At 64.5% G+C, this 25283-nt stretch carries 26 protein-coding genes; 14 read left to right on the plus strand and 12 right to left on the minus strand.

Annotated features, from left to right (window positions below; all coding sequences use genetic code 11):
• Positions 1-204: 204 nt before the first annotated feature.
• From LOM8899_RS20230 to LOM8899_RS20240, 3 genes are read right to left on the minus strand one after another with little or no spacing between them, the layout of a single operon-like run.
• Positions 205-1125 (minus strand): ribokinase, encoded by a 921-nt coding sequence (locus LOM8899_RS20230; RefSeq protein ID WP_093994116.1) that lies wholly within the window; start codon positions 1123-1125, stop codon positions 205-207.
• 10 nt (positions 1126-1135) lie between these two features.
• Complete coding sequence (locus tag LOM8899_RS20235) at positions 1136-1591, minus strand: RbsD/FucU family protein (RefSeq protein ID WP_093994067.1); 456 nt, start codon at positions 1589-1591, stop codon at positions 1136-1138.
• A 12-nt stretch (positions 1592-1603) separates the two neighbouring features.
• Entirely contained in the window at positions 1604-2659 is a 1056-nt protein-coding gene (locus LOM8899_RS20240) for an ABC transporter ATP-binding protein (RefSeq protein ID WP_093994068.1), read from the minus strand.
• 252 nt (positions 2660-2911) lie between these two features.
• Between LOM8899_RS20240 and LOM8899_RS20245 the strand changes: the two genes are divergently transcribed.
• The 3 genes from LOM8899_RS20245 (at position 2912) to LOM8899_RS20255 (ending at position 6697) form a co-directional block, all read left to right on the plus strand.
• Positions 2912-4549: an ABC transporter substrate-binding protein gene (locus LOM8899_RS20245; RefSeq protein WP_093994069.1), complete on the plus strand. Its 1638-nt coding sequence runs from the start codon at positions 2912-2914 to the stop codon at positions 4547-4549.
• A gap of 104 nt (positions 4550-4653) precedes the next feature.
• Complete coding sequence (locus LOM8899_RS20250; RefSeq protein WP_093994070.1) at positions 4654-5763, plus strand: carbohydrate ABC transporter permease; 1110 nt, start codon at positions 4654-4656, stop codon at positions 5761-5763.
• 1 nt (position 5764) lies between these two features.
• Positions 5765-6697: a carbohydrate ABC transporter permease gene (locus LOM8899_RS20255; RefSeq protein ID WP_093994071.1), complete on the plus strand. Its 933-nt coding sequence runs from the start codon at positions 5765-5767 to the stop codon at positions 6695-6697.
• A gap of 97 nt (positions 6698-6794) precedes the next feature.
• On the opposite strand, the gene LOM8899_RS20260 is transcribed toward LOM8899_RS20255, so the two are convergent.
• The 5 genes from LOM8899_RS20260 to LOM8899_RS20280 are packed head-to-tail and all read right to left on the minus strand — an operon-like array spanning position 6795 to position 11456.
• A complete protein-coding gene (locus LOM8899_RS20260; RefSeq protein WP_093994072.1) occupies positions 6795-7532 on the minus strand; it encodes a creatininase family protein in 738 nt (245 codons plus the stop codon).
• Between the two features lie 3 nt (positions 7533-7535).
• The gene (locus LOM8899_RS20265) at positions 7536-8096 is read right to left on the minus strand and encodes an SIS domain-containing protein (protein ID WP_093994073.1); all 561 of its coding nucleotides are present in this window, start codon (positions 8094-8096) and stop codon (positions 7536-7538) included.
• The gene (locus LOM8899_RS20270) at positions 8093-9586 is read right to left on the minus strand and encodes an FGGY-family carbohydrate kinase (protein WP_093994074.1); all 1494 of its coding nucleotides are present in this window, start codon (positions 9584-9586) and stop codon (positions 8093-8095) included. Before LOM8899_RS20270 ends, LOM8899_RS20265 begins: the two co-directional genes overlap by 4 nt.
• Positions 9583-10656 carry a M20/M25/M40 family metallo-hydrolase gene (locus tag LOM8899_RS20275; protein ID WP_093994075.1) on the minus strand — a complete coding sequence of 358 codons (1074 nt, stop codon included), beginning with the start codon at positions 10654-10656 and terminating at the stop codon, positions 9583-9585. The genes LOM8899_RS20270 and LOM8899_RS20275 overlap by 4 nt, the downstream gene beginning before the upstream one ends.
• Positions 10653-11456 carry a BtpA/SgcQ family protein gene (locus tag LOM8899_RS20280; protein ID WP_093994076.1) on the minus strand — a complete coding sequence of 268 codons (804 nt, stop codon included), beginning with the start codon at positions 11454-11456 and terminating at the stop codon, positions 10653-10655. Before LOM8899_RS20280 ends, LOM8899_RS20275 begins: the two co-directional genes overlap by 4 nt.
• Before the next feature lie 96 nt (positions 11457-11552).
• Here LOM8899_RS20280 and LOM8899_RS20285 point away from each other — a divergent pair, with 96 nt between their 5' ends.
• A complete protein-coding gene (locus tag LOM8899_RS20285; protein ID WP_093994077.1) occupies positions 11553-12587 on the plus strand; it encodes an aldo/keto reductase in 1035 nt (344 codons plus the stop codon).
• Positions 12588-12590: 3 nt separating this feature from the next.
• Positions 12591-13421 (plus strand): amidohydrolase family protein, encoded by an 831-nt coding sequence (locus LOM8899_RS20290; RefSeq protein WP_093994078.1) that lies wholly within the window; start codon positions 12591-12593, stop codon positions 13419-13421.
• Here the strand turns inward: LOM8899_RS20290 and LOM8899_RS20295 are convergent.
• A complete protein-coding gene (locus LOM8899_RS20295) occupies positions 13418-14401 on the minus strand; it encodes a sugar phosphate isomerase/epimerase family protein (protein ID WP_093994079.1) in 984 nt (327 codons plus the stop codon). The genes LOM8899_RS20290 and LOM8899_RS20295 overlap by 4 nt on opposite strands.
• A 50-nt stretch (positions 14402-14451) precedes the next feature.
• Positions 14452-15132: a GntR family transcriptional regulator gene (locus LOM8899_RS20300; protein ID WP_245820655.1), complete on the minus strand. Its 681-nt coding sequence runs from the start codon at positions 15130-15132 to the stop codon at positions 14452-14454.
• A gap of 117 nt (positions 15133-15249) precedes the next feature.
• Between LOM8899_RS20300 and LOM8899_RS20305 the strand changes: the two genes are divergently transcribed.
• Together LOM8899_RS20305 and LOM8899_RS20310 are read left to right on the plus strand one after the other, a co-directional pair.
• On the plus strand, positions 15250-16776 hold the full coding sequence (locus LOM8899_RS20305; protein WP_093994081.1) for a UxaA family hydrolase: 1527 nt from the start codon (positions 15250-15252) through the stop codon (positions 16774-16776).
• A gap of 188 nt (positions 16777-16964) precedes the next feature.
• Positions 16965-17594, plus strand: coding sequence for a hypothetical protein (locus tag LOM8899_RS20310; protein WP_093994082.1), 630 nt, complete (start codon positions 16965-16967; stop codon positions 17592-17594).
• Positions 17595-17640: 46 nt separating this feature from the next.
• Here LOM8899_RS20310 and LOM8899_RS20315 read toward each other — a convergent pair whose 3' ends face one another.
• Positions 17641-18387: an SDR family oxidoreductase gene (locus LOM8899_RS20315; protein WP_093994083.1), complete on the minus strand. Its 747-nt coding sequence runs from the start codon at positions 18385-18387 to the stop codon at positions 17641-17643.
• Positions 18388-18508: 121 nt separating this feature from the next.
• On the opposite strand from LOM8899_RS20315, the gene hydA reads away from it, so the two are divergent.
• Genes hydA through LOM8899_RS20335 form a run of 4 tightly spaced genes read left to right on the plus strand, consistent with a single transcriptional unit; the run spans position 18509 to position 21918 of the window.
• Positions 18509-19948, plus strand: a complete 1440-nt coding sequence (gene hydA, locus LOM8899_RS20320) for a dihydropyrimidinase (protein WP_093994084.1) — start codon at positions 18509-18511, stop codon at positions 19946-19948.
• Positions 19948-20337 (plus strand): VOC family protein, encoded by a 390-nt coding sequence (locus LOM8899_RS20325; RefSeq protein WP_093994085.1) that lies wholly within the window; start codon positions 19948-19950, stop codon positions 20335-20337. The genes hydA and LOM8899_RS20325 overlap by 1 nt, the downstream gene beginning before the upstream one ends.
• Positions 20334-21002, plus strand: coding sequence for an aspartate/glutamate racemase family protein (locus LOM8899_RS20330; protein ID WP_093994086.1), 669 nt, complete (start codon positions 20334-20336; stop codon positions 21000-21002). The genes LOM8899_RS20325 and LOM8899_RS20330 overlap by 4 nt, the downstream gene beginning before the upstream one ends.
• A gap of 1 nt (position 21003) precedes the next feature.
• Positions 21004-21918 carry a dihydrodipicolinate synthase family protein gene (locus LOM8899_RS20335; RefSeq protein ID WP_093994087.1) on the plus strand — a complete coding sequence of 305 codons (915 nt, stop codon included), beginning with the start codon at positions 21004-21006 and terminating at the stop codon, positions 21916-21918.
• Here the strand turns inward: LOM8899_RS20335 and LOM8899_RS20340 are convergent.
• Positions 21915-22349 (minus strand): MarR family winged helix-turn-helix transcriptional regulator, encoded by a 435-nt coding sequence (locus tag LOM8899_RS20340; protein ID WP_093994088.1) that lies wholly within the window; start codon positions 22347-22349, stop codon positions 21915-21917. The genes LOM8899_RS20335 and LOM8899_RS20340 overlap by 4 nt on opposite strands.
• Before the next feature lie 68 nt (positions 22350-22417).
• On the opposite strand from LOM8899_RS20340, the gene hmgA reads away from it, so the two are divergent.
• Genes hmgA through fahA form a run of 3 tightly spaced genes read left to right on the plus strand, consistent with a single transcriptional unit; the run spans position 22418 to position 25223 of the window.
• Positions 22418-23779 carry a homogentisate 1,2-dioxygenase gene (gene hmgA, locus LOM8899_RS20345; RefSeq protein ID WP_093994089.1) on the plus strand — a complete coding sequence of 454 codons (1362 nt, stop codon included), beginning with the start codon at positions 22418-22420 and terminating at the stop codon, positions 23777-23779.
• Entirely contained in the window at positions 23776-23970 is a 195-nt protein-coding gene (locus LOM8899_RS20350) for a hypothetical protein (RefSeq protein ID WP_093994090.1), read from the plus strand. Before hmgA ends, LOM8899_RS20350 begins: the two co-directional genes overlap by 4 nt.
• A complete protein-coding gene (gene fahA, locus LOM8899_RS20355; protein WP_093994091.1) occupies positions 23961-25223 on the plus strand; it encodes a fumarylacetoacetase in 1263 nt (420 codons plus the stop codon). Before LOM8899_RS20350 ends, fahA begins: the two co-directional genes overlap by 10 nt.
• The last annotated feature ends 60 nt before the right edge of the window (positions 25224-25283 follow it).

Genomic DNA, 25283 nt, shown 5'->3' on the forward strand with positions numbered 1-25283 from the left:
CCTGCCGATCCGAAAGAATGCCGACGCCGCACGAGCGTGAAGCGAAGGCCATCCAGCCCCCGCACAGGGTGTTGCGCGCGCTACTTTTGCCCGCGTCTGGCGGCGCATCGGCATTTTTGGCCAAGTCGTCGGTACGACGTCGGTATGGCGTCGGTGTCGTTGCGGACGCGAGACCGACCGAACGGTGAAAATATTGTGATCCGGTCAGGTGGCGAGGAGCGCCTCGATCTCATCCAGCGTCGGCATGGACGGGGCGGTTCCGGGGCGGGTTACCGAAATCCCGGCGGTCGCACAGCCGAAACGCACGGCCTCGAGCGGGGCCATCCCCCGGGCCAAGGCCGCGGCGAAGCCGCCGTTGAACGCATCGCCCGCGCCCGTCGTCTCGACGACCGCGCCCGCGTTGAACACCGGCACCAGTTCGCTGACCTGCCCGTCGTGATAGAGCGCCCCCTGATCACCAAGCGTTATGATCGCGGCCCCTGCCCCACGTCTGATAAGGATATCAGCAGCTTGCCGCGCGGAGCTCATGTTCGTGACGGCGATGCCGGTGATCCCGTCGGCCTCGGTCTCGTTCGGGGTGACGAAGTCGCAGAGCGCCAGCATGGTGTCCGGCACATCGGCAGCGGGTGCGGGATTGAGGATGGTCTTGGCGCCGCCCTCACGGGCCAGTTTCAGCCCGCGCATGGCCGCGCTCATCGGCTGTTCCAACTGGGTCACGAAGACCGCCGCCGCGCGGATCAGGTCGCCACGCGCATCGACATCGACCGCCGAGATGCCTTCGGCGGCACCGGGGGCGACGATGATCGCGTTGTTACCCGTTGATTCCTCGACGAAAATATAGGCCGCGCCAGTATAGCTATCGGCGTCTATCGTGATCTCGGGGGTGACGCCGGCCTTGGCCCAGGTATCCTGCGCCATCTTGCCGAAGGGATCGTCACCGATCCGGGTGATGAAGTGAACCGACCCGCCGGCCCGTGCCGCAGCGACCGCCTGGTTCGAGCCTTTGCCACCTGGGCCGAGCGCAAAGCTGGTGCCCATGAGCGTTTCGCCCATCCGCGGCTGCCGCGCCGCCCTGTAGGCGGTATCGGCAACGAAGACTCCAAGGATAACAATATCTTCCGACATGATCTTCACCTTACTCCGCGTCGGGTGGGATCACCCCTTTGCGCAGGATGAAACAGCCGTAGAACCGCCGCTCGCCGGTCTGGATGACGGCATAGGCGTCCTTGGCCTGTTCGTAGAATGCGAACCGCTCGATAGAGACCATCGGGCGCGGTTCGCCCTCGGCGCTGTCGATGGCGGCTTGCACCTCTTGCGCGACGGGCAGAATTTCGGAGGGGTTTCCGACGACCTCCATCCGGGCGGCGTGATCCTCGACGAAGGTGTCGAGCGGCAGCACCGAGAGCACCGCTTCGCAGGCCTCTCCGGCGGTCAGGTTTTCCATCCGAAGCAGCTGACCATAGACGGTTTGCTGCGCGATGCTGTCGGCCGGGAAATTGGTGTCCGAGATCACCAGAGTATCCCCGTGCCCCATCGCCCGTAGCACGTAAAGCACATCGGCATTGAGCCGGTTGTCGATCCCCTTGAGCATCCTATCCTCCGTCTATTCGATGCGTTGCCCGGTTTCACCGTCGAAGATATGAAGATCCTCGGCGTTGGCGCTGATGTTCATGGTCTGCCCGACCTGCACCTCCTGCCGCTCGCGCAGGAGCATCACGAGATCGACGCCGTCGTGCCGCATGACCACGTGAGTCTCGGAGCCGGTGGGCTCGATCACGGTCACGGTGGCCGGCACTCCGGCAGCACCGACGCGCATGTGTTCGGGCCTGATCCCGATGGTGATGGACTGCCCCGCCTTGACCGGCAGCCCGGGTGGCAATTGGAACCGCGCCTCGCCCACCTTTGCCTCGACCCCGTCCAGCACCACGCCCTTGAGCATGTTCATCGAGGGCGAGCCGATGAAGCTGGCCACGAAGGTGTTCGCCGGCTTGTCGTAGACCGCGAGCGGCGCGCCGACCTGCTCGATATGCCCGGCTTGCATGACGACGATCTTGTCGGCCATCGTCATGGCCTCGATCTGGTCGTGCGTGACGTAGACCGTCGTGGTCTTGAGCCTTTGGTGCAGCTCCCGAATCTCGGTGCGCATCTGCACCCGCAGCTTGGCGTCGAGGTTGGAGAGCGGCTCGTCGAACAGAAACACCTGCGGGTCGCGCACGATGGCCCGCCCCATGGCGACCCGCTGCCGTTGCCCGCCGGACAGCGCCCGCGGATAGCGGTCGAGGTAGGGCGTCAGCCCCAGAACCTCGGCGGCGCGGTCGACCCGCTGCTTGATCTCGGCCTTGGGCATTTTGCGCATCCTGAGCGAGAACGCCATGTTCGCCCCAACCGTCTTGTGCGGGTAAAGAGCGTAGTTCTGGAACACCATCGCGATGTCGCGTTCGGCGGGCGGCAGGTTGTTCACCGTCTTTTCGCCGATGTTGATCTTGCCCGATGTGATTCCCTCAAGCCCGGCGATCATCCGCAGAAGCGTAGATTTCCCGCAGCCCGATGGCCCGACCAAAACCACGAATTCGCCGTCGTGGATATCGACATTTAGGCCATGAATGACCTCTAAAGACCCGTAATTCTTGCGCAAATCGCGAACGGTGACCTCGGCCATAGACGAGCATGCCTCCTGTGTTGGTGCCAAAGGGTTAGCGCAGCCGACGCCCTGTGTCCAACATCTAATCATACTAACATGTTAGAAGCTTGACAGGGCGCGGGGTGGCTGTGATGGTTTGACAGTCGGCGCCGTTTCGTGCGGTTCGAGACGCGAGAAGGTTTGGGCCTTGCAGGACTGTCGAACTGTGTGAGCCGCCCATCGTCATCCCGCGATTTCGGTGCTTGATCCATGAGATAGGGAGGACTGCTCGTGAAAGTTGAACTATATAACGCGATTTCCGGGGCCATGATGAGCCGCCGGAAGATGTTGGCCGGTGCGGCCAGCGTCGGTGCATTGGGCGCCATGGGGGGAATGGGTGCCACGCCAGCGATGGCCGATGCTCACAGCAATGTACGTGCCGAGATCCTGAAGATCCCCGGCGTCGGCATGGGAAGCCCGACAGATGCCGATTGGCAGAAGGTCGGCGAATTGTGTCTTGGACCAACCAAGGGCAACGTGGCCGAAGGCGAGTTCGAGGGCGTTGAGCTGACCTTTATGGGTCTAAACAACCAGAACCTGCACAACTTCCTGTTTCGCGGTTTCCTGAAGCCTTGGGAAGCCTACACAGGGGCCAAGATCAACTGGATCGACCTCGCGCAGGCCGATTACAACGCCCGCCTTCAGCAATCGATCGCCACTGGCACTGTCGATTTCGACATCATCGAAATGGGCGCACCTTTCGAGGGTGATACCGCCAGCCGTGGCCTTCTGGACGAGATGCCCGACTGGGTGAAGGAGCAGATCGAGGACGATGACCTCGTCGGCTATCTGCAACCGCCCGTCGGCACTTGGGACGGCAAGACCTACCGTGTGACCATCGACGGAGACTGCCACACCTTCTCGTATCGCAAGGACTATTTCGGCGAGGGTGGCATCGGCGGCGCTGAAGTGCCGAGCACTTGGCAGCAGGTCAATCAGGTGACCAAGGACCTCGTCGGCAAGGAAGACCCGCTGACCGGTCTGCCGGCACATGGCTATCTCGACCCGCTCAAGGGCTGGGGTGGTTTCGGCATGTACTTCATTGCCAACCGTGCCGCAGCCTACAACAAGCACCCGGACAGCCCGGCGTGGTTGTTTGAGCCGGACACCATGAAGCCCATGGTCAACAACCCCGGCTGGGTTCAGGCGATTCAGGACGTGATGGACCTGATTGCCGTCGACGGTGCCTATCCCGCCGACCAGATCAACGCCGACCCCGGCACCACGGCCTTCAGCCAGTTCCTTGCCGGCACCGGCTCGATGCTGATGTGGTGGGGCGACGTGGGCTCTAACGCCCGCACCTCCGACAGCTCTGTCGTGGGCGACGTCGTCGGCTTTGGCATCAACCCGGCTTCCGAGCGCCGCTACAACGCGGTGACCGGCGAGTGGGAAGAGGAGCGCAACGAAGCGCCGCAGATGGCCTATATCGGCTGGGGCGTCTACGTGACCTCGAACGTGTCGGGTGACGAAAAGCGTCGCAAGGCGGCATGGTCTGCCGCGGCCCATCTGGGCGGCAAGGACCTCAGCCTTTGGACTTCGGCCTATCCGTCCGGCTTCCAGCCCTACCGCAACTCGCACTTCCAGTACGACGAGTGGGAAGCAGCCGGCTATGACCGGGCGTTCGTCGAGGACTATCTCGGGTCCAACGCAGACAGCTACAACCACCCGAACGCGGCGATCGAGCCTCGGATCCCGGGCATCTTCCAATACTATTCGGTGGCCGAGGACGAATTGTCCAAGGGCTTTGCCGGGCAGTATGGATCGGCTCAGGAGACCGCCGACGCCATTGCCGCCGCATGGGAGGCGATCACCGACCAGATCGGTCGCGACAGCCAGATCGCCCTCTACAAGGCCAGCTTGGGCATGTAGCCCGGCCCGCAGGGCGCGTTCGGCGCGCCCTGCCGCACCTGATACGGGCCCGTCCGGAGAGTCCGGGCGGGCCGCCCCCTACCACCCTCAGTCAAGCAGGCCCCATGAGCAGCACCGAAGGCGACCTTCTCCATATTGTGACGGCGGACGATATCTCGCCCGGCCGGCAGAAGCTTGGCAAGTTCCTCATCTGGGGCTCGGCGGCGCTGATCGTCGTGGTTGCGGCCTTGCAGGTGTGGCGCGGCACCGCGACACCAGAGGCCGGTTTCGCGAATTGGCGCCCCACGCTCTATGCGTTTCTGGTCTGGGCCGTCTGCCTGTGCTGGGCGCAGGTCCTGATCCGCGGCGAATACGGCAAGCGCGTGCTCTTCGTCCTGCCGGCGGCTCTCTTTGTCGGCTGCATGGTGGTCTTCCCGCTGATCTTCGGCCTCGGGATCGCCTTTTCCGACTGGAACCTCGCCTCGCCCGACGGTCGCAAGTTCAACGGCGTCGACAACATTCGCCAGATGTGGACCGATCCGTTCTATTGGAATGCCATGACCAACATGGTCTGGTATGTCCTCGCGATCCTGCCGGAATACGCGATCGCCTTTGGCCTCGCCCTATTGCTCAACGCCCAGATCAAGGCCCGGAAGTTCTTTCGCGTGGCCTTTCTGATGCCCCTGATGCTCAGCCCCGTGGCGGTGTCGTGGATGATCGGCAAATCGATGCTCGAGGTCCGCTTTGGCCCGATCAGCCGCCTCGCCCGCGAATTGGGCGTCGACAGCCCGGCGTTCTTTTCCTCGCCCGAGATGGCCCGGTTCATCATCATGGCGATGGATGCCTGGACCTTCATCCCCTTCATGATGATCATGATCCTCGCCGGCTTGCAGGCGATCCCCAAGGAGCTTTCCGAAGCCTCCAAGGTGGATGGCGCCAGCCCGTGGCGCGGCTTTTGGGAGATCACCTTTCCGCTGATGCTGCCGGTTTCGATCACCGCGATCCTGATCCGCATCATCTTCAAGCTCAAGCTCGCCGACATCATCATCAACGTCACTTCAGGCGGCCCCGGCGGCGCCACCGACAGCGTGACGTCCTTCATTTTCCGCGAATACCGGGATCGGTCGAACGTGGGCTACGGCACCCTGCTGGCCATGGTCTATCTGGTCATCATCGTGATCGCGATGACCATCCTGATGAAGATCGCCGACCGTTGGATGAGGCCAAAGTTCTGATATGCCAAATTCTGCAAGCAACGAACAGATTTTTCACGACAGCCCGGCCGACAAGGGTCACTCCGCCAAGTGGTGGACCAGCCGCGTCCTGATCTACGGGATCCTGATCCTCTGGGCGTTCATCTGCCTGTTCCCGATCTATTGGACGATCACCACGTCGTTCAAACGCGCGCCCGACGTGATGCAGGGCAACATGATCCCGTGGGTCGACTTCGTCCCGAACTGGCTCGGCTGGCGGTCGCTCGGCCTGTCGCCGGACACCATCGGCGCCGAATCCACGGTCCGCGCCGAATTCATGAAGCGGTTCCTCAATTCGACGATCATCTCGGTGTCGGCCTCGCTGCTCGCGGTAATCCTCGGCAGCCTTGCGGCTTACGGGCTGTCGCGGTTCAGCTACAAGTTCGGCTTCATGCGCAATTCGGACATCTCGTTCTTCTTCCTGTCGCAGCTGATCCTGCCGCCGGTCGTATTGGCGCTGCCGTTCCTCGTGCTCTACAAGTCGTTGGCCCTGCTCGACACGCGGATCGGCTTGATCCTGCTTTACACGCTGACGGTGCTGCCCATCGTCATCTGGATCATGCGCGATCAGTTCGGCTCGATCCCAACCGAGCTGGAAGAAGCCGCCCTCGTCGACGGCCTGTCGATCTGGGGCGCCTTCCTGACCATCATCATGCCGATCGCCTTGCCCGGCATGGTCGCGGCCTTCATCATCAGCCTCGTGCTCACGTGGAACGAATATTTCTTCGCCGCCCTGCTCACCTCGACCAATGCGGTGACGCTCCCGGTCATGGTGGCCAGCCAGACCGGATCACAGGGGATCTCTTGGTGGTCGATGGCCGCGCTCAGTTTCGCGGCGATCTTGCCGCTGATCGTGATCGGCATCATCCTGGAGCGGTTCATCATCAAAGGCATGGCCGCCGGGGCAATCAAGTAGCCCTGCCTCGCGCCACAGGGGGGGGCAGTCACCCTCGCCCCGACTTCTTTGGGTCGAAAATATCCCACGGGGGTTTGGGGGTGTGAAACCCCCAATCCTACCCCAAGAGCCTGTTCAATCGCTCGAGGATCAGCGCCACACCGCGTTCGCCCTCTTCGGCCGTCGCGGCCTCGGCCCCGGCCACATACCACGGCGCGCCTTTGGCCAAGGCCTCCATATCCACCGTCTCCGGGGCCAGCGCCAGCATCAGAGCGGTCTCACCAAGCCCGGCATGGTCGAAATGAAACGCATCGATCACGCCCTGATCCATCAAGGGATGCACCTGCACCCAGTTGAACGGATTGTCCCCTGCGGCATGTCCTTCGTAGTAGCTCGCGTTGTCCGCATTGCCCCACCAGCCCTCTCCGCGCTCACCCTCGATCAGCTTGAAAACGGCCTGCCGACCGGCCAGCCGAAAGGCCAGATCGGTGGGCATGCCTTGCCCGAAATTCTCGGTCTGGTGATGGATCACCGCGTGGATATTGCGAAATCCTACCCGCAAGAGCCCGTAAAACATCGCCTCGGCAAAGGGCACCAGCGCCTCGGCCCCCACATGCACCGCGCCGCCTTCCGGGCCGCGCACCGCGTGGCTGGCCGCGCCGTAGGGGAAGGCGGGCAGGATCACCAGTTCCCGCGTCTGTTCAAGCCGGTCGAACACCCGCGTCACCGCGAGGCTGTCCATGCCCAGGGGCAGGTGTTCGCCGTGATATTCCAGCACCCCCAGCGGCAGGACGACAGGTGTGTTGGCCGCAATCGCCGCCCGGATCTGATCGGGTCGCATGAGTTCGTAGCGCATGGTCTATTCCAGATTGGTGTGCCGCGCCCGCATCGCCTCAGAGCTTTGCCCCAAGAGATCGCGTAGCCGCAGCACCATGATTTCAAACAGAAAGAACAGCGCCGCCTCATAGACAGAGCCCATCGGCAGCACCCCTGCCCCGGCGCCTTGGTCCCGCGCCATTGTCTGAGCCGGGATCAGCACGGTCTGGCCGGCATGCACGGCGCAGTCCGCTTCGGGTTCTGCCGTCAGAAGCAGCACCTTTGCCCCCGCTTGTTCCGCCACCTGCATCAGTGCCGTCACCGTGGACAGCGCCCCCGGCCCCGCCGAGCAGAGGAACAGATCGCCCGCCCCCACCGGCGGGCAATTCATGTCACCCTGCATCGCCACCCGGCACCCGAGGTGGTGAAGTCGCATCGCCAGTGCACGCATCATCAGCCCCTCGCGCCCGCAGCCATAGAGCACGATGGCCCCGGCCCCCGCGATCGTCTCACAGGCTTGAACGATCTGCGATTGGTCGATCCCCGCCAGCGCGGCTTGGGTTTCGGACAAGGCTCCGCGTAGCGCGTCGTCGAAGTCGGTCATGGCGCCCCCAGCGCATGGGCGATATCGCGCGTTTGCGTATAGAGCGCCCGGAACAGTGGCCCGGCCTTGTCATAGGCCGGGTGACTGACCGGTTCGACGACCTGCTCGGGCGGGTTCCAAGTCTGGATGTCGTCGCGCGTCGCCAGACCGACCGCCACCGCCGCAAGGAACGCATCGCCAAGCGACGCCCCGACGGAGGATCGGCTGATCACCTGCGGCACGCCCCCGATATCCGAGGTCGCCTGCAACCAGATGCCGTTCTTGGTCCCTCCGCCTACGGCCAGCACCCGTAGCGGCGCTTGCCCGGCATCGCGGAAAGTGTCGATCACATGCGCCGTGCCATGCGCGATCCCTTCGATCACCGCCCGGTAGATGTCGGCCCGGGTGTGCGTGAGATCCAGCCCGAAGATCACCCCCTTGGCATGCGGATCATGGATCGGCGTCCGTTCCCCCGAGAAATACGGCAGCACCAGCAACCCCTTGGCCCCCGGCGGCGAGGCGGCGGCCTCTTCGGTCAGGGTGGCAAAGGCGGTGTCGGTGTCCAGATCGCTTGCGAACTGGTCGCGGAACCAGTGCGTCAGCGTGCCAGAGGTGGCGAGGCCAGCCATTGAGACATGCTCGCCCGGAAACATCCACGGCGCATACCAGAGTGCCGGATCGGTGACTCGTTCGCTGGTGCGCTGGATCACGAAAATGGTGGAGCCATACATCATCATCATATCGCCCGGCGCGCGCAGCCCGACGCTGAGCGCCTCGGCGCCTGCGTCGATCGTCCCGCAGAGCACCGGCGTGCCCGCGGCCAGCCCGGTCTCTGCGGCGGCGGCGTCACTGATCTCGCCCGCGATTTCCGACGACCACATGAGCTTTGGCAGCTTCTCCAGCCCGATGATGTCGGGCGCGAGGTCGTCACACCAATCCTGCGTCGTGACGTCGTAAAGCGGGCTGAAATTCGCAGCAGTGTAATGGTCGATCACATATTCGCCGGTGAGCCGGAACGTCAGGTAGCTGCTCGCCGTCAGCACCCGGGCGGTCTTGGCGTAAAGCTCGGGCCGCTGTCGTTTCAGCCAGAGGATTTTCGGCCCTACGGATTGAGAGGTCAGCGCATTGCCGCACCGATCAAGGATCGTGCCTTCGCCGATCTCGGCGTTGAGCAGGTCGATCTCGGCGTGAGCACGGGTGTCGACCCCGTAGAGCACGCCGTTCATCAGGGGCCGTCCTTCCGCATCCACGGGCAGCATGCACGGCCCGATCGCACTGGCGGCGACGGCGGCAATGTCGGATGCGGCCACACCGGATTGTGCCAGCAGATCCCGCGTGATGGTGACGAAATCGCCCCACCAGTCTTCGTCCGGCCGATGCTCGGCCCAGCCCGGTTGCGGCACCAGCATCTTGTGCGGCGTGGACGATTGCGCCACCACCTTGCCCGTCTGATCCGCCAGAACCCCTTTGGATTCAAAGGTTCCTATGTCGATGCCGAGAGTGTATTTCATGACGCGTCTCGCGATAGCTCGAAATCGGGGGTGATATTGCCCAGTGCGGCGATCAGCAGGTCGCGCAGCTGTTCGAGATCGCGCATATCGGCGACTTCGCGCGACGAATGCGAATACCGCATGGGAAAACCCACATCCAGCGCGGCCACGCCGTTCCCGGTCAGTTGGACGTAGGACAAATCGGTCAGCACCCCGGACTGGGCGCTTCGTTGCAGGGGGATCCCTTCCGCCTGCGCCGTTGTCTCGAACAGCCGGACCATCGCCGGATGCGGGATCACACCGTTGAGCGTGCCGCGGCCGTGGAAGGTATAGAGGCTGATCCCCGGCCCGCCGCCCAAGGTCATTTCGCCCCGGTCCGCCATATCGGGCGTGTCGCTGGCGAGCATGAGATCGACCTGAATCGCGATGTCGGGTTGCAGCCGTTGCGCCAGCGGCTGGGCGCCGCGCAGGTTGAATTCCTCGAGCGTGGTGAAGGCGGTATGCACGGTGACACCGCTTTGCTTGGCCAAAGCCTGCGCCACCTCGACCAGCACCGCGCAGCCTGCCCGGTCGTCGATGGCCGGGCCGCATATCCGGTTCTTGCCCAGAGGGTAGCCGCCGGTCAGATAGACCACGGGCGCGCCGATCTGGATGCCCGCCGCCTCGGCCTCGGCCCGGCTTTCGAAGCCGCAGTCGACATAGAGGTCGGCAATCCGGGTGACGGTGTATTTCTCCTCCGGCGCGGTGGCGTGATGGCTCTTGTTGGTGATGATCCCTAGAACGTCGGTGCCGTCGCGCAGCGGGATCATCACCTCTTGGCTGGGCAGCGCCTTTTCCGGCACGCCGCCCATACGTTCCAGCCGCAGATAGCCGTCCGGCTCTATCTTGCGCACGATGAATCCGAGCTGATCCATGTGGGTAAAGAGCAGAACGGTCGGCCCCTCGCCTTGCCGCGTCGTCCAGAGGTTGCCCAGCATGTCGGTCTCGCACGGCAGGTTCAGCCGATCCCGGATCCGCGCGCGGATCCGGTCTTCGTGCCCCGACAGCCCCGGCACGTTCATCAGATCGAGTGTCAGGTCGCGCAGCGTCATCGCGCGGCCCTCGCCAGCGCCATGAACTCGGCCGCGCGGTCGGCGTCGACCGGCTTCCACGTGTCGCCGTCGATCTTGAGCGCGGAGCCGACCACGCATCCGTCGGCAATCGCCAGAACATCGGCCACCGTGGCGTGCTTGACCCCGGTGTTGGCCAGCACCGGCGTGTCGGGAAGCACCTTCTTGACCGCCTCGAGATCCTCCATCCGGGCGGCTTCGCCGGTGATCTGCCCCGACACCAGCACCGCGTCCGGGATCGACGAAAACACCGCGGAGCGCGCCCGGTCTGCCAGAGGCCGCTGATCCAGCGAATGCGCGAATTCAGCGGAGACGTTGTAGAGCATCGCCACATCCGAAGCCCCTAGCCTGTCGCGGTAGCGCATCGCCTTGCCCGCGTCGGGCGTCCACGGCCCCATGTCCGAGGCATAGGTGCCGGTGAAGATCTCGCGCACGAATTTCGCCCCGGTGGCCGCGGCGAGCGCCACGGTGGACATCGGATCCCAGAGCACGTTGACCCCGAACGGCACCTTGATCTCGGACCGCAGCGCCCCGATGATCCACGCCATCGTGGCGGTCGACGCGGTGTCGACGTCGAACTCGTAGGGCCGGTCGTTTTCGTTGCCGAACATCACCGCGTCAAAGCCCGCGGCCTGAAGCGCCTGAAGATCGCGCCGCGCCCCGTCGAGCAGGGCCTGAATGCCGCCGTCTGCGTCATAGAGCGGGGTTCCGGGCATAGCGCCGATATGAACCATCCCGATGACTGGCTTGCCGCCCCCGAACACCGAAGCAAATTTACGCATGATCCCTCCTGGATTGAATTTGTCCGCAGCCTAGCGCGGAAACCGTTGGCTCCCAAGCGATTCATGCTAGCATGTTAGCGAATAGGGAGGCGAAGAATGACGCTGACGACACGACACTGGGATCGCCATGGCACGGGCGGCCTGACCTTTACCGAACTGGGCTTTGGTGCCGCCCCTCTGGCCAACCTGTATCGCGCGATCAGCGATGCAGAGGCCGAGGCGATTCTGGAGGCCGCATGGGCTGCGGGGGTCCGCTATTACGATACGGCCCCTCTCTACGGGCTTGGCCTGTCCGAGACGCGGCTGAACCGATTCCTACGCGACAAGCCTCGCGACGAATACATCCTGTCGACCAAGGTCGGCCGGTTGCTTCGCCCCTGCGCGCCCGAGGATCGCGACGGCTTTGGCAAGTGGTTCGACGTGCCGGCCCGCAACGAGGTCTATGACTATTCCTATGACGGGGTGATGCGGTCGGTCGAGTTCTCGCTCGAACGTTTGGGTCTGCACCGGATCGACGTGCTCTATGCCCACGATCTGGATCAGCGCAATCAGGGCGGCGCCGAGGGCCTGCAGGCCCGCCTCGAAGAGTTCATGGGCGGCGGCCACCGCGCCTTGGTCGAATTGCGCGAGCAGGGTGTGATCGCGGCCATCGGCGCCGGCGTCAACGAATGGGAGCCCTGCGAGTGGCTCGCCCGGAACGGCGATATGGACCTGTTCCTGCTGGCCGGCCGCTATACCCTGCTGGAGCAGGAGGCACTTGAGACCATGCTCCCCCTCTGCGAGGCCAAGGGCATCGGATTGGTCATCGGCGGCCCCTATAATTCCGGCATTCTGGCCACCGGGCCTGTCGAAGGTGCCTATTACGACTACGAGATCGCCCCGCAGCCGATCCGCGACCGGGTTGCCGCGATCGAGGCAGTCTGCGCCCGTCACGACACCCGCCTCGTCGATGCCGCGTTCCGGTTTCCCCTGTGCCATCCGGCCGTGGTGTCGGTGATCCCCGGCGGCCAGTCCCTCGCGGATATGGCGGGCAACGTGAAGGCCGCGACGGCGGTGATCCCGCCCGCGCTCTGGACCGATCTCAAGGCAGAGGGACTGATCCGCCCCGACGCCCCCGTGCCGGAGGTATGACCGATGCAGATTGACGCTCACCAGCATTATTGGTGCCCGCAGCGCGGCGACTACGACTGGATGCCGATGGACAACGCGATCCTCGCCCGGACTTATGGCCCGTCCGATCTGTCGCCTTTGCTCGCCGCCGCCGGGGTCGACCGGACGATCCTCGTGCAGGCCGCGGCGACGGTGAACGAGACGGAGTATATGCTGGGGCTGGCCGACGCGACCCCGCATGTGGCCGGTGTGGTCGGATGGGTCGATTTCGAGCGCCCCGAGGATCTCGCCACGCTCACCCGTTTGGCTGGCCATCCGATGTTCAAGGGCGTGCGCCCGATGATTCAGGACATTCCCGACGACGACTGGATGCTGCGCGACGATGTTCAGTGGGCGTTTCAGGCGCTGTCCGATCTGGACCTGAGCTTTGACGCGCTCGGATTTCCGCGCCATCTGGCGAATTTCCTGACCATCCTCACCCGCTATCCCAAGCTGCGCGCGGTGATCGACCATTGCATGAAGCCCCAGATCCACGACCCTGCCCAGTTCGATCCCTGGGCCGAGGGGATGACCCGGCTCGCCGAGCAGACCGGCGCTTTCGTGAAATTCTCGGCGCTCGTGACCGAGGCGGCACCGGAGTGGACCGTTGCCGATCTGCGCCCCTATTGGGAGCATATCCGCGATGTCTTTGGCCCGGCTCGGATCATGTGGGGATCGGATTGGCCCGTCGTCCGGCTACGCTGTGAATACGATGTCTGGCGGGCGGCCGCGCTGGAGCTGACCGCCGACCTGAGCGACGCGGACAAGGCGCGCGTGTTTGGCGGCACGGCGGCGGAGTTCTACCGGGTCGGCTAGGCCCCGTAGAGCACCTGACCGATGATCCTCTGGCTGATCGCCGCGTCCTGCCGGGCGATGGCGGCGGCCAGTTCCAGATGATCGACCAGCCCTTCGGCGATGCTCCGCAGCCGCTCGACGAGGGCCAGATTGGTCCGCGCCTCTTCGATCGGGTCGAGCCCGCCGTGGTCGGGGAAGGTGTCGAAGTAGATCACGCCGTCATAGCCGATCCGGGCCAGTTCGACGAACAGCTCCAGCGTCTGGATCGGATGGACCGTGCCGACCATCAGCCCGTCGTCGCGCTTGCCGTAGCCGTCGTTGAGATGCACGCCGAGCAGCTTGGAATGCCGCGCTATGAGGTGGGCCGCGTGGGCCGGCATCTCGTCGGCATAGAGCACGTGGGCGAAATCAAGGGTGACGCCGAGGTTGGGCCGGTCGGCCTCGCGGATCGCCAGAAGAGTCGTCGCCGCGTCGGGCATCAGCGCATAGGCGCGCGGCTCGTTGGGCTTGTATTCAATCGCGATCTCGACGCCCGGATTGTGATCGGCCACCTCGCGCAGGGCGGCGATGGTGCTGTCCCACATGGCGCGGTAGTTGCCCTGAAAGGCGTAGTCGATCCCGTCCTGCCCCATCCAGAGCGTCATCAGGGTGCCGCCCATGGCGACGAGCGCGTCGATCCCGGCCTTGGTCTCGTCCACGGCCGCGCGGCGCACGTCTTCGTCCGGGTGGGTGAAGGCCCCGAGCCGGTAGCCCGGATTGGTGTAGTAGCGCATCGCCAGGCCATTGAGCGTCATGCCTTGGGCGGCCAGCAGCTCTGTCAACTGTGCGGGCGTGTGATCCACGAAGTGATCGGGATAGTTCAGATCGGCGGCGTCGATCCCGCCGACTTGCCCCGCCGCCCGGATCATATCCGCCACGCCCGGCTTCTTGGGCATGTCCCGCCCAAGCTTGAAGGCGTTGAGACGCGCGGCATAGCGTGGCCGGTTGGGCAGGTGAGGCATGGTGCGTCCTTTGCGTAGCAGGCGGGAGCAGGTTGGCGCGGTGCGGGTCGTCAATCCGGATCGAAGAGATCCGGCCGCGTGCGTTCGAGCGGCACGAGAAAGGTGAGCAGTTGGCGCAGGTGTGCGCTGAGCGCCTCGGCCGCGGCGTCCGGATCGCGCGCCTCGAGCGCCTTGAGAACGGCGTGGTGCTCGGCAAGCGTTTCGGCCAGCCGCCCCTCGATGGGGAGGGTCTGCCGACGCGCCCTGTTGACTTGGACCCATGCGGTCTCGGCTACGGTGCCGACCTTGGGAAAACCCGTGAAGCTGAGAAGGAGTTGGTGAAACTCCGCATCGTGATCATAGAAGGCCGCGGCATCGCCATCGGCAATCGTCGCCTCCTGCACCCGCAGGTTGCGGCGCAGGAGCACAAGCTGTTCCTCGCTGATCTCGGGGGCGATCCGCCGGATCGCGGCAACCTCGATCGCCTCGCGCAGGAACGCACCCTCCCGAATCTCGTTCATCGAGAACCGCGCCACGAAGGTGCCAGCCTGCGGCACGACATGCACCAGCCCCTCGCTTGCCAGTCGGGCAATCGCCTCGGAGACCGGCGACCGCGACACGCCCAGCGCCTCGCAAATCTCGCCTTTGCGCAGCAATTCGCCGGGTTTGTAGGTCAGATCGAGGATCGCCTGACGCAACGACAGGTAGGTGCGCGTCGCCAGAGACCCTTCAAAACGGTCTAGCGGAGGCACTTGTTGCCCCCTTTCCGCTTGCTGTGGTTCTGGTTCCCCATGTAACATACTAACATGTTAGGCGACCTCCATGACGAGTCAATGGGGCGTCGCACAGAGCCGACGCAAGGACAAGCCATGACAGCCACTTCCCGTTTCAGCATTCGCCTGCATCCACAAGACAATGTGGCGATCGCGCTGAGCGATTTGACCTCCGGCACGGTGCTGCCGGAGCATGACGTGACCCTGCCCGGCCCGGTTCCGCGCGGCCACAAGATCGCGCTTGTCCCGCTGTCCGAGGGCGACAAGGTAATCCGCTATGGCCAGATCATCGGCGTGGCGACAGAGCCGGTTGCCCCCGGCGCCCATATCCACACCCACAACCTCGGGATGGGTCCGCACGAGCAGGATTACGCCCATGCCAGCGCCAACAGCCCACTGCCGCCGATTGCCGAGCCGCGCACGTTTATGGGCTATCACCGCGCCGATGGCTCGGTCGGGACGCGCAACTATATCGGCATCCTGACGAGCGTGAACTGCTCGGGCAGTGTCGCCCGGATGATCGCCGAAGCCGCCGAACGCACCGATTGGCTGGCCGGCCTCGAGAATGTCGACGGCGTTGTCCCCATCGTGCATGGCACCGGCTGCGGCATGTCGGGCGACAACGAAGGCTATGACACCCTGTTTCGCACCCTCGCAGGATACGCCCGCAACCCCAATTTCGGTGGCATCCTCCTGATCGGTCTCGGCTGCGAGGTCATGCAGATCCCCGATCTGATCGGCGCGGGCCGGATGCGCGAGGACGGCAACTTCCGCTACATGACGATCCAGCAGACCGGCGGCACTCGGGCCAGCATCAACAAGGGGCTGGAGGTCTTGCGCACGATGGCCGAGACGGCCAACAAGGCCGCCCGCGCCCCGGCCCCGCTGTCGCATCTGACGGTGGGCCTGCAATGCGGCGGCTCGGACGGATATTCCGGCATCACCGCCAACCCCGCCTTGGGCCATGCCTCCGATCTGCTCGTCCGCCACGGCGGAACCACGATCCTGTCCGAGACGCCCGAGATTTTCGGCGCCGAGCATCTGCTCACCCGCCGTGCCGTGACCCGCGAGGTGGGCGAAACCCTGATCGAGCGCATCCATTGGTGGGAGGACTATACCACCCGCAACGGCGGCGAGATGGACAACAACCCCTCGCCCGGCAACAAGAAGGGCGGCCTGACCACCATTCTGGAGAAATCCCTCGGCGCGGTCGCCAAGGGCGGCACCGCCCCCTTGGCCGGGGTCTATAAATTCGCAGAGCCGATCACGACCCACGGGTTCACCTATATGGACAGCCCCGGCTATGACCCCTGCTCGGTCACCGGCCAGATCGCGTCGGGCGCCAATCTGGTATGCTTCACCACCGGCCGCGGCTCCGTCTCGGGCTACAAGCCCAGCCCCTGTATCAAGCTCGCCACCAATTCCGAGATGTATGCCCGGATGGCCGAAGACATGGACATCAACTGCGGCGATATCATCACCGACGGCGTGAGCGTCGAGACCAAGGGCGAAGAGATCTTCGAGTTGTTTATCGCCGTGGCCTCGGGCCAGCAGACCAAGAGCGAGGAGCTGGGCTTTGGCGGGGCCGAATTCGTGCCGTGGCAGATCGGGGCGGTGATGTAGGCGGTCAAGTCTGTCGCCTACGGCATAGGTCACGCCACCCGAGAAGAGCCGGTCCTGAACTTGTTCTCAGTGCTACCCAAGCGACTGAATTTCGTCGATTGAGACAGCAATGCACATGCAACGGCCGCAAATGCGTCGTATTTTCCGGTCATGAAAAGGCAGATTGTTTTGCATGCGAGGATGGATCAATGGACCGCGCTCATTGGCAGGAACTTCTGAAGCAACAAGAGCATGTCAGAGGTTACAACGACGGGTTCAAGTTGCTGTTTTGCCCCTGGAAGTTGCTCGATACCGCCGACACGCTGTTTCTGAGCCCTAATCCGGGTAATGACCCATCCGGAGAATTCATGCGGATTGCCTCAGATGAGCGGGGCAATTCCTACCTCGTCGAGCGCGAGGCGAAACATTCTCCGATGGCGGAGCAGTATCGCAAGCTTTGCGATTTCATCGACCAAGACCCTGAAGGCGTGCTGACTGGCACTCTCATGCCCTTCCGAACGGCGAAATGGAACCCGCTTCGCGACCGCCCCAACATCTCCATCGCTCGCCCGTTTTGGCGCGAATTCCTCGGGACCGGAAAGATAAAGCAGGTGTTCTGCATGGGGCGCGTCGTGGAAGATGCGATCGTCGAGCTCACCGGGGCAAGATTGGAACGTCAGTTGCCTGCAAATTGGGGCAACCTCACGATCCGAAGATATTCAACGACGAACCATGTTCAGATTTACGGCCTCTTGCATTTCTCAACCTACAAGATGTTTGGCCGTGCGGAGTGTATTCCACAACTCGCTCGCCTGATGGATTTGGACCAAGCAGCGTAGAGGCCGTGGACCGGAGCGCCAAATCTGCAAGTCGAGTTTAACGGACTCAGCCCCTGCTGATGCCCCGATCCAAATGCACATACCCGCCGTCGACATGATGCCATTGGCCCGTCGTATGCCCTGACCGGGGCGAGAGCAGGAAGACCGCCGCGTCGGCCAATTCCTGTGCCGTGGTCATCCGGGCACCGAGGGGGATTTTGGCGTTGATCGCCGCCTCCTTGGCCGTGGGATCGTCGAAGCTGGCCAGCCAGTCGCGATACATCGGCGTCATCACTTCGGCGGGAATCACGGCGTTGACCCGCACTCCGTCGGCCGCGAAATCCACCGCCCATTCGCGCGTCAGCGCCAGCATTCCGCCCTTGGCCGCCGCATAGGCCGAGGTGCCGCCCTGCCCGGTGATCGCCACTTTGGAGGCGACGTTGACCACGGCCCCTTTGGACGCCCGCAGAGCTTCTGCCGTCAGGTGCAGCATGGTGTAGGCGGGCACGAGGTTGAGGTTGAGCGAAGCGCGGAAGGCCGCCGGCCCCGCGTCCAGCCCGACCCCGTCGTTGACGCCTGCGTTGTTGACCACGCCGTCGATCCGCCCGTGCTGCGCCAAGACCGCCGTCACCGCCGCCGCGCAGCCGGCGTCGTCCATCAGGTCGACGGTCTGCCAGTCCGGCCCCTCGCCCGGCGTCCGGTCGAACACGATGGCCGTGGCGCCCTCGGACCGAAGCCCTTCGACGATCGAGGCGCCGATGCCCGATGCGCCCCCGGTGACGATGATCACCTTGCCCGACAGTCCCAGATCCATGCCTTGCCTCCCTCTCTGTTCGCTCTTGTCTAGGACAACTCGACATGGGGCACCAGAACGCTGACTGCGCCCCCTTGCAATTGGCTCGCCAAGGCTCAGGATACCGCTCGAAGGAGGACCTATGGCAGAGACATTCGATATGCTGATCCGGGGCGGCCGGGTCGTCACGCCGCAGGGTGTCGTGCAGTCCGATCTGGGTCTGCGCGATGGCCGGATTGCGGCCATGGATGCGGCTGGCACCGCGGCCCGCGTGATCGACGCGGACGGCCGCTATGTCATGCCCGGCGGGGTCGACCCACATGCCCATATTGAACAGATGTCTGGCATGGGCGTGATGAACGCCGACACATTCGAGACCGCCACCCGCTCTGCCGCGATGGGCGGCGCGACTTCCGTGATCTCGTTTGCCGCGCAGGCCAAGGGGGAGCGGCTGACGGACACGGTCTCAGCCTATGCCGCCCGCGCGGCGCAGGGCGCGATGATCGATCATGCCTTCCATATCACTGTGACGGATATGGCGGCGCCGGCTGTGCTGACCGATCTTGCGGCGTTGATCGGACAGGGCCACCGGTCGATCAAGGTCTTCACAACCTACAACATCCAGCTGCCCGACCGCGAGATCCTCGAGATCATGGCCGCTGCCCGTGCCGCCGGGGGCTTGGTTTGCGTCCATGCCGAGAACGACGGGCTGATCGGCTGGACACGCGACCGGCTGGTGGCCCAAGGCATGACCGCCCCGCCGTTTCACGCGGTCTCGCATCCTCGCATGGCAGAGATCGAGGCTGTCGAGCGGATGTGCCGCTTTGCCGAGTTCCTTGGCCAGCCGGTGATGCTATTCCATATCTCCACAGCCGAGGGCGTGGCTGCGGTGCGCGCCGCGAAGGCGCGCGGAGTACCGGTCTGGGCCGAGACCTGTCCGCATTACCTGTTCCAGACCGCCGAAGTTCTCGCCGCGCCCGGCCTCGAGGGGGCCAAGTGGATGTGCTCGCCGCCGCAGAGAACCGAAGCCGATCAAGCGGCCCTGTGGGACGGATTGGCCGACGGCACTCTGGCGCTGGTGTCGTCGGACCACGCCCCCTACCGGATGGATGCCAGCGGCAAGCTGTCGGCGGGCCCGGAGGCCGGGTTTCACCAGATCGCCAACGGCCTGCCGGGTCTGGAGACACGTCTGCCGCTGCTCTATGACGCGATGATGGGGCCGGACGGTGCGGGGCCAGAGGCCTTTGCCCGCGTGACCTCCGCCGCGGCGGCGGAGCTTTACGGCCTGTCTCGCAAGGGCCGCATCGCCGAAGGGATGGACGCCGATCTGGTGATCTGGGACGAGACGCCGCTGACCTATGGCCCGGACGATCTGCACGACAACGTAGGCTACAACCCGTGGGAAGGCCGCACCGTCCGCGCCCGCCCCGGCACGGTGATCCTGCGCGGTCAGGTGATCGTCGAGGACGGGCTGTTTCGGGGCGATCCGGGGGCGGGCCAAGGGCTCGACCGGCCCGCCTTGGGCGACACGCCCGCCACCAACCCGGCCCCGGAAGCCGCCCTCGTCTTGGGGGTGGTCTAATGCCGCGACCGCAGCAGACGCCCGAACTGGCGATCACCTTTCTCTATTACAAGGACCTGGCCGCGGCGCAGCGGTTCTACGAAGACATCCTCGGCCTGACGCTGGCGATCGACCAAGGCTGGGCCAAGATCATGGCGATTTGTCCGGGCGCCCACATCGGCCTCGTCGACGAGACCCGCGGCATGAACCGGTGGCAGGCCGAGAAATGCGTGCAGGTCTGCCTTCGGGTGCCGGATGTCGAGGCATGGTATGCCTATGCCCAGGAGATCGCGCTGCCCGGTCTGTCGAAGCTGTTCGTCAACGAGGCGCTCGGCATTCGGGCCTTCGTCTTTGCCGATCCCGAGGGCTACCAGATTGAAATCCAAACCCCGTTGAGGCCCGGCGCATGACCCTGATCGTGATCAATCCCAACTCCAGCCAGACCGTCACCGACGGGATCGACGCGGCGCTTTCCCCGCTGCGCCCATTGGGCGTGCCCATCCGCTGCCTCACATTGGCCGAGGGCCCGCCGGGGATCGAGGATCAGGCCCAGGCGGACCTGACGATTGCCCCGATGCTACGCCTAGCCGCTGCACAGACCGACGCGAGCGGTTTCGTCATCGCCTGTTTCGGCGATCCCGGTCTTTACGCCCTGCGCAGCCGGACCACCCTGCCGGTTCAGGGCATTCAGGAAGCCGCCGTGATGACCGCACTGACCCTTGGCCATCGCTTCGGCGTCATCGCCATTCTGCCCGCATCAATCCCGCGCCACCTGCGCGCCTTTGGGGCGATGGGCGTCCTCGACCGTTTGGCAGGGGACCGGTCCCTGGGGCTTGGCGTCGCAGACTTGGCCGACGCCGACCGCAGCCTTGCGGCGATGATCGCGACCGCCAAGCGCCTGCGCGATGAGGACGGGGCCGATGTGTTGATCATGGGCTGTGCGGGCATGGCGCAGTATCGCGCCGTGCTGGAGGCCGAAACCGGACTGCCGGTCGTCGAGCCCTGTCAGGCCGCCGCTGCGATGGCGATTGGCCAGATCACGCTCGGCCAGAGCCACCACGTATCGAGGGGATAACATGCTGGACGAGAGCGCAAAGGGCGTCTTTACCATCGCCGTCACACCGTTCCTGCCCGACGGATCGCTGGATCTGGACAGCGTCGACCGGGTCACCGATTTCTACCTCGAACAGGGCGCGACCGGCCTGACCATCCTTGGCATGATGGGCGAGGCCGGCAAGTTGTCGGCGGGCGAATCCCTCGCGGTGATCCGCCGCGTGACCGCCCGCGTGACCATCCCCGTCGTGGTCGGTGTCAGCGCCGCCGGGCTGGCTCCGATGCAGGCCCTCGCCGTCGAGGCGATGCAGGCCGGGGCCGCGGGCGTCATGGTCGCCCCGCCGCATACGTTGCGCAGCGATGGCCAGATCGTGAGCTATTATCACAGCGTGGTCGAGGCTTTGGGCGAGATCCCGTGGGTGTTGCAGGATTTTCCGCTGGCGACGGGCGTCCAGATCCCCACGTCCGTTATCGCCCAGATCGTGGCCGATTGCCCGACCTGCGTCATGCTCAAGCACGAGGATTGGCCGGGGCTGGACAAGATCAGCGCCCTGCGCGCGGCGTCTGAGGCCGGGGCGCGACGCATATCGATCCTTTGCGGCAATGGCGGGCTGTTCCTGCCCGAAGAAATGGCCCGCGGCGCAGACGGGGCGATGACCGGATTTGCCTATCCCGAGATGATGGCGCAGGTGATTGCCGCCATCGAGGGCGGCGGGGCCGACCGGGCGCAGGACATCTTTGACGCCTATCTGCCGATGGCCCGTTATGAGGGGCAGCCGGGGCTGGGACTGGCCATTCGCAAATATACGCTGGCCAAGCGTGGCGCGATTGCCCACCCCACCCTGCGCAAGCCCGGCGCGGCGCTCAATGCGGCAGGCATGGCCGAAGTCGACCGTTTGGCCGCACGGCAGGCGGTCCGATTGGCGGCCTTGGGCTAGACCTTGGGCAATGCGGCAAGCCGGGTGAGACAGCGGCGCAGGATGGCCTCCTCCTCGGGCGAAAACTGAGCGGCCAGTTTCGCGTCAAAGGCTTGGGCGGCAGCGGAGAGGTCGGCGTATGCCGCCTGCCCCGCCTTTGTGAGGTCGAGGCGCTCGTGGCGGCGGTCTTCCTCCACCTCCTGCCGGGCGATGAACCGCCGGGATTCAAGCCGCGCCACGGCCCGGCTGACCTTGGTCTTGTGCATGTTGGCCCGGTCGCAGATCTCCTTGGCGGTGAGCGTGCCATAGCGGCCCAGATGGAACAGCACCCGCCATTCCGTCCGCAGCATCCCGTAGCGGTCCTTGTAGAGCTTTTGAAACTCTATGCTCGACTGCTCGGCGGCCATGTTCAGCACGTAGGGCAGGAAATCGCGGAGGTCAAAATCAGACATATGGCTGAATAGCGCCTTGTTAGTTACATTTTCAACTACTACCTCGGGGCAACTTTCGGAGGCACCTCATGAACACTCAAGCCAAACCACACAGCCTGACCACTGCCGCCAGCCCGGTCGGACCCCATCAGGGCTATATGCCCGGCTTCGGCAATGATTTCGAAACCGAGGCGCTGCCCGGTGCTTTGCCGCAGGGCATGAACAGCCCGCAAAAGTGCAACTATGGCCTCTACGGCGAACAATTGAGCGGCACGGCCTTTACCGCCCCCAGCCACCAGAACGAGCGGACCTGGTGCTATCGCATCCGCCCCTCGGTCAAGCACACGCACCGATTTGCCAAGATCGACCTGCCCTATTGGAAGAGCGCGCCGCATATCGACCCCGACGTCATCAGCCTTGGCCAATATCGCTGGGACCCGGTGCCCCACGCCGACGAGCCGCTGACCTGGCTGACCGGCATGCGCACCATGACCACGGCGGGCGACGTGAACACGCAGGTGGGCATGGCGAGCCATATCTATCTGGTGACCGCGTCGATGCAGGATGCCTATTTCTTTTCCGCCGACAGCGAGTTGCTGATCGTCCCGCAAGAGGGCCGCTTGCGCTTTGCCACCGAGCTCGGCGTCATTGATCTGGAGCCGCAGGAAATCGCCATCATCCCCCGCGGCTTGGTCTACCGCGTCGAGGTGCTGGACGGCCCTGCCCGCGGCTTTGTCTGCGAGAACTACGGCCAGAAGTTCGACCTGCCCGGACGCGGCCCGATCGGGGCCAATTGCATGGCCAACCGCCGCGATTTCAAGACGCCCGTTGCCGCATTCGAGGATCGCGATGCGCCGTCGACCGTCACTGTGAAATGGGCGGGCCAGTTTCACGAGACAAAGATCGGGCACAGCCCGCTGGACGTGGTCGCTTGGCACGGCAACTACGCCCCGGTGAAATACGACCTGCGCACCTATTGCCCGGTCGGATCGATCCTGTTCGATCACCCGGATCCGTCGATTTTCACAGTTTTGACCGCGCCGTCAGGGGTCGAAGGCACAGCGAATATTGATTTCGTGCTGTTCCGCGATCGCTGGATGGTGGCCGAGGATACCTTCCGCCCGCCGTGGTACCACAAGAATGTCATGTCCGAATTGATGGGCAATATCTACGGCATCTACGACGCCAAGCCCAAGGGCTTCGTCCCCGGCGGCATGTCGCTGCACAACATGATGCTCCCCCACGGACCCGACAAGACCGCCTTCGAGGGCGCGTCCAATGCCGATCTGAGCGCGGAGAAGCTGGAGGACACCATGTCCTTCATGTTCGAGACCCGGTTTCCGCAGCATCTAACGGCCTTTGCCGCAAAGGAGGCCCCTTTGCAGGACGATTACATCGACTGCTGGACCGATCTCGAAAAGAAGTTCGACGGCACGCCGGGCAAGAAGTGACCGACACCCTTCTCACGGCGCTGGCGGTTGGCATGGCGGTCCTGCTGGTCGCCGGCGTTGTCCTCTATGTCTTGCTCAGCCAGTCGCCATGGGACGAGTGGGACGAAATCGCAGCCGATCCTGACGACGCCGAACCCGACGACGCAGTTCCTGACATCAAAGACGAGAAGCGAGCCAAGACATGCCACTGATGCCAAGCTGGGTTGCCAGCGCCAATTCTGCCGAAACTCCGTTTCCGCTGAACAATCTGCCCTACGGGGTCTTTTCGGTCGGCGATGAAGAGCCCCGCTGCGGTGTGGCGATTGGTGACATGATCCTCGATCTGGCCAGCGCGCAGAGTGCTGGTTTGATGGCGATGGAGGTGGAGGATGTCTTTGAGCAGCCCTATTGGAACGACGTCATGGACCTTGGCCCGGCGTTCTGGGCCAAGCTGCGCGCACGGCTGACGGAGGCACTGGCCGAGGGCAGTTCCGATCAGGCTTGGCTGGCCGCCCATCTGGCGCCGCTGTCTGAGGTCACGCTGCACATGCCCTTCGCGGTGTCCGAATACACCGATTTCTACGCCGGTCGGCATCATGCCACCAACGTCGGCACCATGTTCCGGGGAGCCGACAACGCCCTGCCGCCGAACTGGCTGCATATCCCGATCGGGTATAATGGCCGCGCCTCGTCCGTCGTGGTGTCGGGAACGGAGATCATCCGCCCCAACGGTCAGCTCAAGGCCCCCGATGCCGACGCCCCGCGATTTGGCCCCTGCCGCCGGCTGGATATCGAGTTGGAACTGGGCGCCATCGTCGGAGGATCGACCGCGCTTGGCCAGCCGATTTCGGTGGCAGAGGCAGATGCGATGATCTTTGGTTACGTCCTGCTCAACGATTGGTCCGCCCGCGACATTCAAGCGTGGGAATACCAGCCGCTGGGCCCGTTTCAGGCGAAGGCCTTTGCCACGTCGATCAGCCCTTGGATCGTGACCGCCGCGGCCCTCGAGCCGTTCCGCTGCGACACGCCGCCCCGCGAGGTGCCGCTGCTCGACTATCTGCAAGAGCCCGGTCCGATGCTCTATGACATCGACTTGTCGGTGACCATGCAGCCGGACGGCGCACCAACCGCCAGCACCATCTGCCGCACCAACTACCGCGAGATGTATTACTCCACCGCGCAGCAGCTGGCGCACCACGCCTCGTCGGGCTGTGCGATGAACGTGGGCGATCTGCTCGGGTCGGGCACGATCTCCGGCCCCGACAAGGACAGTCGCGGCAGCCTGCTGGAGCTGTCATGGGGCGGCAAGGAACCGCTGACCCTCGACACCGGCGAGACCCGCACCTTCATCGAGGATGGCGACACGCTGGTGCTGCATGGTGCGGCCAAGGGCGACGGATATCAGATCGGGTTTGGCACGTGCGAGGGCAGGATTGCCCCGGCCGTGGCTTTTCCAAAGGCATAGGCGACAAGGGGCTCCCGGCCCCGGCGATCGGGCGAGGAGGCGCGTCGGTCCGGCTTGGCC

It is taken from the genome of Flavimaricola marinus, assembly GCF_900184895.1.
GTDB classification, from domain to species: domain Bacteria; phylum Pseudomonadota; class Alphaproteobacteria; order Rhodobacterales; family Rhodobacteraceae; genus Flavimaricola; species Flavimaricola marinus.